The sequence below is a fragment of the Bartonella queenslandensis AUST/NH15 genome (genome assembly GCF_000312585.1).
GTDB classification, from domain to species: domain Bacteria; phylum Pseudomonadota; class Alphaproteobacteria; order Rhizobiales; family Rhizobiaceae; genus Bartonella; species Bartonella queenslandensis_A.
Genome location: NZ_HE998276.1, coordinates 1 through 539, shown reverse-complemented (window position 1 = coordinate 539; position 539 = coordinate 1). Strand labels below are relative to the sequence as shown.

The following is a 539-nucleotide window of genomic DNA, read 5'->3' as shown; positions in this document are numbered from 1 at the left end:
AATTTATTGAGTGTCATAGCAAGTTTCAAAAATATTTTTTAAAAACAGAAAAAGACAATCACTTTCATTTTAATCTATGGGTATTTATTATCAATCAACTCAAAGAAGCCGGTGTTAATGCTTCTTGTTTAGAGCTTTGTACCTATCAAGATGAACAGCATTTCTTTTCTTATCGACGTGCAATACATCGCAATGAACCTGATTATGGTCGGCAAATTTCTGCTATTATGTTGAAATAAATATTTTTTTGTAAAAAGATCAAAACCGCCCACAAAATAATGTCAATAAAATAAGTAAGCTTTTTTCTAATATGTCTTTTTCATAAAAATTCTTATTGGCTTTACAAAACACGAAAACTGTAGCTATGAGAAATAAAACGAACTCTTCTTTTCAACGTTTGCTTATAATGACCTTTAACACATAACGATTTAAATATAAAATATCATTGAAACTGTTTTCTAAATCAAGCAATTAAAGAAAAAGCTAAATTTGATCATTAAAAATATCTTTATTGCCTTCACTCTCTCTACAAACAATGA

The 539-nt window shown here is 27.5% G+C and carries 1 protein-coding gene; it reads left to right on the top strand.

Annotation, left to right across the window (positions count from 1 at the left end; all coding sequences use genetic code 11):
- Positions 1-239 (top strand): laccase domain-containing protein (locus BN338_RS10190; protein ID WP_039762130.1); only part of this gene is annotated, 239 nt, incomplete at its 5' end.
- Positions 240-539: the final 300 nt, after the last annotated feature.